This is a genomic window from Intestinimonas sp. (assembly GCF_026169115.1).
In the GTDB taxonomy this organism is placed as follows: domain Bacteria; phylum Bacillota; class Clostridia; order Oscillospirales; family Oscillospiraceae; genus Intestinimonas.
Genome location: NZ_JAPFEA010000099.1, coordinates 23021 through 29279 on the forward strand (window position 1 = coordinate 23021; position 6259 = coordinate 29279).

Genomic DNA, 6259 nt, shown 5'->3' on the forward strand with positions numbered 1-6259 from the left:
TGATACGGAGGGAATCTGACATGAGCAAGATGACTGTGATCTACTGGTCCCAGACCGGTAACACTGAGGCCATGGCCCAAGCCATCGCCCAGGGGGCGGAGGCTGCCGGTGCTGAGGTGATGCTTCTGACGGTGGACCAGGCCGAAGCATCTGACATCGCCGGCAGCGACCTGGTGGCCTTCGGCTGCCCGGCCATGGGGGCGGAGGTGCTGGAGGAGGACGAATTCGAGCCCTTCTTTGTCTCGGTGGAGGGGGCGCTCTCCGGAAAGAAGGTGGCCCTGTTCGGCTCCTACGGCTGGGGCGACGGCCAGTGGATGCGGGACTGGTGGGACCGTGTGGAACGGGATGGAGCCGTCCTCTACGGCGGCGAAGGGCTGATCGTCAATGAGACGCCTGACGGAGAGGCGCTGGAGCGATGCCGGAACTTCGGCGGCGGCTTTGCTGGCGCGTAAGTAAGGGGGCGGTGGGAATGGTCCTGTCTTCGGCGGCCACACGGTATCTGCTCGTCATCTACCGGCTCAGCGGCGAGGGCATGCCCGTCCGGTCAGTGGACATCTCCCGGGCTCTGGGTGTCTCACCGGCCAGCGTCGTCCATATGATGGGGGTGCTGGTGGCGGACGGTCTCATCTCTAAGCGCCACTATGGCCGGGTCCAGCTCACTGGAACGGGTATCTGGGTGGCCAATCAGCTCCACACCAAGTGCATGCTCCTGGAGTCCTTTCTGACCGAGCGGTTGGGGCTGTCAGAAGAGGTGGCCCGCCGGGACGCCGTGGCCTGCCTGTGCAGTCTTTCAGAGGAGGGGATTGAGGGCATCGTTCGGCGGGTCCTGCCGGACAGCGCTGCCCTCCTCCGCGCCGCGGGGGAATAGAAGCGGAAAAGATGGCGGACACTGTTGGCAGTGTCCGCCATCTTTTTCTGCTAGGGACAGGCTCAGGCCCGGTGGTCCTCCGGCACTTCGCCCATTTTGTAGGCCCGGAGGAGGGCCTTCAGGTCGTCCACCTGGCGCTGGAGCTCGCTGCCGATATCGGTGCCCGAGATCTTTACCCGGGTCTCCATGCGCTCGAAGACCTCGGAGGTGGAGGCGATATCCTTGTTTTCCTGGATGGCCTCCCGCTTGCCGGAGAAGGGCCTGTGGGAGACGATGCGGTAGCAGTTGGAATTGTAGATGAGGGTGTAGCCGGCGATGCCGGTGGTGGGCTGGTAGGCCCTGCAGAAGCCGCCGTCGATGACGATGAGCTTGCCGCTCCCCTTGAAGGGGCTCTCCCCCTTTTTGGACTTTACCGGCACATGGCCGTTGATGATGTGGCAGTGGGGACCGCTCAGGCCGAACTCAGCCAGGAGCATGTCGCACACAGAGGGATCATTATAATAAGTATAGTAGGCGTTTTTGGGTTCGGCCCAGGCCGACTCATCCTTGATAAGCCGCCGCTCGAAGGTGGTCATCTGCTGGCGACCGAAGAGGGGAGAGTTGCGGCCACACCAGAGGAACCACAGGAAGTCCTGGCCTGCGGTGCGCTCCGGAGTGCCCGGCTTGGCGTAGTAGCCCTGGCGGGCCACCGCCTCGGCATGGTCCAGGAAGGCCCGTCCGCCCAGGTCCTTACAGCCCACCATGCTGAATTTGCAGATCTGCCCGTCCTCGGTGAGGGGGACGCAGCCGTGGAGGAGGAGGTTTCCGTTGAAGACCTTATAGAGCCCGCCCTTGGAGTAGAGGAAGCGCACATGCTTTTGGAGCTTTTCGCTGCGCTCGAAGGACTCGGTGAGCTGGTCAATGAGGTCGCTCTCCTCGGGGGACAGGTCGTAGGGGTGTTCCCGGTCCACGGTGGGGAAGTCGGTGTCGGCCAGATCGTACTTCACGCCATGGATGGTGATGCACTTGTGGTCGTAATCGATCTTGTCCAGCAGCAGCCGGTCCTCCATGCCGAAGCCGGGATTGCGCAGGATCTTCTGTCCCTCCAGCTTGAAGAGAATGATGGTGATGGCCTTGTGCATCCGGGCGGCCAGGGCCTTGTCTTTCTCAGTGTAGTGGTCGGCGTCGTCTCCGGCGAACTTGGCCTCGAAGCAGGAGCAATCGCAGTCACGGTAGACCTCGTTGGCAAAGAGGGCCAGGGGACGCAGAGAGATACCGTAGCCGGTCTCGATGACCTCCAGATTGTTGTAGTGAATGGAATTGGAGAGTACGGTGGCCACCAGGGTGCGGCTGCCGGTGGCGGCCCCCATCCACAGTACGTCGTGGTTGCCCCATTGGATATCCACGTTGTGGTGCTCCATCAGGGCGTCCATGATGATGTCGGCCCGGGGGCCCCGGTCGAACATGTCTCCCACCATGTGAAGCCGGTCTACCACCATGCGCTTGATGAGATTGCACACAGCGATGATGAAGCCCTCGGCCCGATCAATGTCGATGATGGTGGAGATGATATTTTCATAGTAGTCCCGCTTATTGTGGAACTCATAGTTGGTGTTGAGCAGCTCGTCGATGATGTAGGCGTACTCCTTGGGGAGGGCCTTCCGGACCTTGGAGCGGGTGTACTTGGAGGTGACCAGACGGCAGATATCGATGAGACGGTGGAGGGTGATGCGGTACCACTCCTCCAGCTCCTCTAGACTCTCAGTCTGGGCGGCGATGACGCTGAGCTTTTCCTCGGGATAGTAGATGAGAGTGGCCAGCTGGTCCCGGTCAGCCTTGGAGACGCTGGTGGCAAAGAGGGCGTCTACCTTCTCCCGCACCACGCCGGAGGCCGAGTTGAGGATGTGGAGAAAGGCTTCGTACTCGCCGTGGACGTCGGAGATGAAGTGCTCGGTGCCCTTGGGCAGGTTCAGAATGGTCTGCAAATTGATGATCTCACTGCTGGCTGCCTGAACGGTGGGGTACTGGCGGGAGAGCATCTGCAAATAGCGCAGATCTGGGGTTTTGGTGTTCATCCGGATCAAGCCTCCTGTTTCGGCTGTAATATCACCCTGATTGTACCACCACTTTGGAAGAAAAGGTAGTATTTTTTCACGATATATGCCATAAAAAATGCAAAAATCAAAACGAAAATACCCTCTTTCTTGCGGAAATCGTTTGCGGCTCGAACCATGGGGGACAGCCTTTTGAACGACTGGCAGCTTCCTTTCGTTGGGAAGCGGCAGGTCGTCAGGCCCCCGGGGACCGGAAAACCCGCAAAAGTGTATAAAGGATGGGGGGAAGAGATGGCTTTTCCTGTCAAAATATCGCTTGACTTCCCGGAACGGGCATGTTATAATTCCAAATTGCGCAGGTGTATTCTGCGCCTGGTGGAAAAGTGGGTGGAAAACTCCGCTTTCCATTGGGACATCTGAACTCAAGGGGGATGACGGTTTGCTCAGTGAACTCAGAACCGGACCCCGGGTGGTGGGCGCCAAGCAGACCCGCCGCGCTCTCAGCGATGGAAGGGCCGTTCGGGTCTATCTGGCAGAGGACGCCGACCCGGGTGTGACCGGACCCATCGAGAGCCTGTGTGCCGAGCGGGGCGCACAGGTCGTCCACGTTCCCGCCATGCGGGAGCTGGGCCAGGCTTGCGGCATTGCCGTGGGAGCCGCCGTGGCGGCCCTGGTCCGCTGAATGTGGTTTTAACGGAATAATTTTCTGTTGTTCCGTTAAAATATATTTTTGACTGAAAATGCGAGAAAGGAGGAACCATTCATGCCTACGTTCAACCAGCTCGTCCGCAAGGGCCGCGAGAAGGTGACCTACAAGTCCACCTCCCCCGCCATGCAGCACGGCCTGAACACCCTCAAGAACCGCGAGACCGACCTGCCTTCTCCCCAGAAGCGCGGCGTGTGCACCGCTGTTCGTACCTCTACCCCCAAGAAGCCTAACTCGGCCCTTCGTAAGATCGCCCGTGTGAAGCTGACCAACGGTTACGAGGTCACCGCCTATATCCCCGGTGTCGGCCACAACCTGCAGGAGCACTCTGTGGTCATGATCCGCGGCGGCCGTGTCAAGGACCTGCCCGGCGTGCGTTACCACATCATCCGCGGCTCTCTGGATACCCAGGGCGTCAACGGCCGTATGCAGGCCCGTTCCAAGTACGGCACCAAGCGTCCCAAGGCCGGCAAGAAGTAAGAGACTGCTCCGCCCCAGAATGCCGCAGGCATTCCACGCAACTATGAACGACTTTCGCGCTCGAAGCGCAAGGCAGTTGTCCTTGCAGAAGCGCTTACCTATATAATAGGGGGCGTTTTCCTGTGAGGCACTGGACAAGCAGGCACTTGTCTTACACGGGGGCTTTTGAAAGCCTTCGAGTACCTATGAAATCATACTGTGAAGGAGGGAAGCAAAGTGCCCAGAAGAGGAAACGTACCCAAGCGGGAGGTCCTGCCCGATCCCCTGTATAACTCCGTCCTGGTGACCAAGCTGGTCAACAGCATCATGCTGGACGGCAAGAAGGGTGTCTCCCAGAAAGTGGTCTACGGTGCTTTCGACATTATCAAGGAAAAGACCGGTAAGGAGCCCCTGGAGGTCTTCACCACCGCTCTGGAGAACATCATGCCGTCCCTGGAGGTCAAGGCCCGCCGCGTGGGCGGCGCCACCTACCAGGTGCCCATCGAGGTCCGGCCTGAGCGCCGTCAGACCCTCGGTCTGCGCTGGCTCACCACTTACGCCCGCAACCGCAGCGAGAAGACCATGAAGGAGCGTCTCGCCGGCGAGATCATGGATGCCGCCAATAACCTCGGTTCCGCGGTCAAGAAGCGCGAGGATACCCACAAGATGGCCGAGTCCAACAAGGCCTTCGCGCATTACCGCTGGTAATAAGGAGTTATTAGAGTATGCCTAGGAAAGTTACCTTAGAGAATACCAGAAATATCGGTATCATGGCTCACATTGACGCCGGTAAGACCACCACCACTGAGCGCATCCTCTACTACACCGGCGTCAACTACAAGATCGGTGAGACCCATGATGGCACCGCCACCATGGACTGGATGGCTCAGGAGCAGGAGCGCGGCATCACCATCACCTCCGCCGCCACCACCTGTTACTGGAATGGTTCCAAGAACCAGTTCCCCCAGACCCGTCTGAACATCATTGACACCCCGGGCCACGTGGACTTCACCGTGGAGGTGGAGCGTTCCCTGCGCGTGCTGGACGGCTCTGTGACCGTCATGTGCGCCAAGGGCGGCGTGGAGCCCCAGTCTGAGACTGTGTGGCGCCAGGCCGACAACTACAAGGTCCCCCGGATGATCTATGTCAACAAGATGGTCATCATGGGCGCTGACTTCTACAACGTGCTCAACATGATCCATGACCGCCTCAAGTGCAACGCCGTGCCCATTCAGCTCCCCGTCGGCAAGGAGGATACCTTCCGGGGCATCATCGACCTGGTCGAGATGGATGCTGATATCTACTACGATGAGATGGGCAAGGATATGCGTGTGGAGGAGATCCCCGCCGACATGATGGAGCTGGCCCTGGAGTACCGGACCAAGCTCATCGACGCCTGCGCCGACCTCTCCGACGAGATCATGGAGCTGGCCCTGGAGGAGCAGCCCATCCCCGAGGAGCTGATCCGCAAGACCATCCGTCAGGCCACCATCGACAACCTGATGGTGCCCGTGGTCTGCGGCACCTCTTACCGCAACAAGGGTGTGCAGAAGCTGCTGGACGCCATCGTGGACTATATGCCCTCTCCTCTGGATATCCCCGCCATCGACGGTGTGAATCCCGAGACCGAGGAGGAGGATACCCGTCCCGCCGACGACAACGCCCCCTTCTCCGCCCTGGGCTTTAAGATTGCCACCGACCCCTATGTGGGCCGTCTGTCCTTCATCCGCGTGTACTCCGGCGTGCTCAACACCGGTACCTCCGTGCTCAACTCCACCAAGAACCAGAAGGAGCGCATTGGCCGTATCCTCCAGATGCACGCCAACCACCGCGAGGACATCGAGACCGTCTACTCCGGCGACATCGCCGCCGTGGTCGGCCTGAAGAACTCCACCACCGGCGACACCCTGTGTGATGAGAAGCACCCCATCATCCTGGAGTCCATGGAGTTCCCCGAGCCCGTTATCCGCGTCGCCATCGAGCCCAAGACCAAGGCCGGTCAGGAGAAGATGGGCCTGGCGCTGGTGAAGCTGGCTGAGGAGGACCCCACCTTCCGGACTTGGACGGATGAGGAGACCGGTCAGACCATCATCGCCGGCATGGGTGAGCTGCACCTCGAGATCATCGTTGACCGTCTGCTTCGCGAGTTCAAGGTTGAGGCAAACGTAGGTGAGCCGCAGGTTGCTTACAAGG

The 6259-nt window shown here is 60.0% G+C and carries 7 protein-coding genes; 6 read left to right on the top strand and 1 reads right to left on the bottom strand.

Going from position 1 to position 6259, the window contains the following annotated elements; all coding sequences use genetic code 11:
• Nucleotides 1-20: 20 nt before the first annotated feature.
• Both Q0Y09_RS08885 and Q0Y09_RS08890 read left to right on the top strand, forming a co-directional pair.
• Entirely contained in the window at nt 21-452 is a 432-nt protein-coding gene (locus Q0Y09_RS08885) for a flavodoxin (RefSeq protein WP_297720579.1), read from the top strand.
• A gap of 17 nt (nt 453-469) precedes the next feature.
• Nucleotides 470-868: a metal-dependent transcriptional regulator gene (locus Q0Y09_RS08890; RefSeq protein WP_297720583.1), complete on the top strand. Its 399-nt coding sequence runs from the start codon at nt 470-472 to the stop codon at nt 866-868.
• A 62-nt stretch (nt 869-930) separates the two neighbouring features.
• On the opposite strand, the gene Q0Y09_RS08895 is transcribed toward Q0Y09_RS08890, so the two are convergent.
• The gene (locus Q0Y09_RS08895; protein WP_297720585.1) at nt 931-2922 is read right to left on the bottom strand and encodes a fructose-1,6-bisphosphatase; all 1992 of its coding nucleotides are present in this window, start codon (nt 2920-2922) and stop codon (nt 931-933) included.
• A 418-nt stretch (nt 2923-3340) separates the two neighbouring features.
• On the opposite strand from Q0Y09_RS08895, the gene Q0Y09_RS08900 reads away from it, so the two are divergent.
• The 4 genes from Q0Y09_RS08900 to fusA all read left to right on the top strand — a co-directional run.
• Nucleotides 3341-3583 carry a ribosomal L7Ae/L30e/S12e/Gadd45 family protein gene (locus Q0Y09_RS08900; RefSeq protein WP_297720588.1) on the top strand — a complete coding sequence of 81 codons (243 nt, stop codon included), beginning with the start codon at nt 3341-3343 and terminating at the stop codon, nt 3581-3583.
• An 81-nt stretch (nt 3584-3664) separates the two neighbouring features.
• Complete coding sequence (gene rpsL, locus Q0Y09_RS08905) at nt 3665-4087, top strand: 30S ribosomal protein S12 (RefSeq protein WP_297720591.1); 423 nt, start codon at nt 3665-3667, stop codon at nt 4085-4087.
• Nucleotides 4088-4303: 216 nt separating this feature from the next.
• A complete protein-coding gene (gene rpsG / locus Q0Y09_RS08910; RefSeq protein ID WP_204739783.1) occupies nt 4304-4774 on the top strand; it encodes a 30S ribosomal protein S7 in 471 nt (156 codons plus the stop codon).
• 17 nt (nt 4775-4791) lie between these two features.
• The coding region (fusA, locus tag Q0Y09_RS08915) for an elongation factor G (RefSeq protein ID WP_297720595.1) at nt 4792-6259 on the top strand (1468 nt) is incomplete at its 3' end.

Bases quoted from the DNA above. Each gene is read 5' to 3' on its own strand.
- Q0Y09_RS08885 (WP_297720579.1), top strand. From the start codon at position 21: ATGAGCAAGATGACTGTGATCTACTGGTCCCAGACCGGTAACACTGAG.
- Q0Y09_RS08890 (WP_297720583.1), top strand. From the start codon at position 470: ATGGTCCTGTCTTCGGCGGCCACACGGTATCTGCTCGTCATCTACCGG.
- Q0Y09_RS08895 (WP_297720585.1), bottom strand. From the start codon at position 2,922: ATGAACACCAAAACCCCAGATCTGCGCTATTTGCAGATGCTCTCCCGC.
- rpsL (WP_297720591.1), top strand. From the start codon at position 3,665: ATGCCTACGTTCAACCAGCTCGTCCGCAAGGGCCGCGAGAAGGTGACC.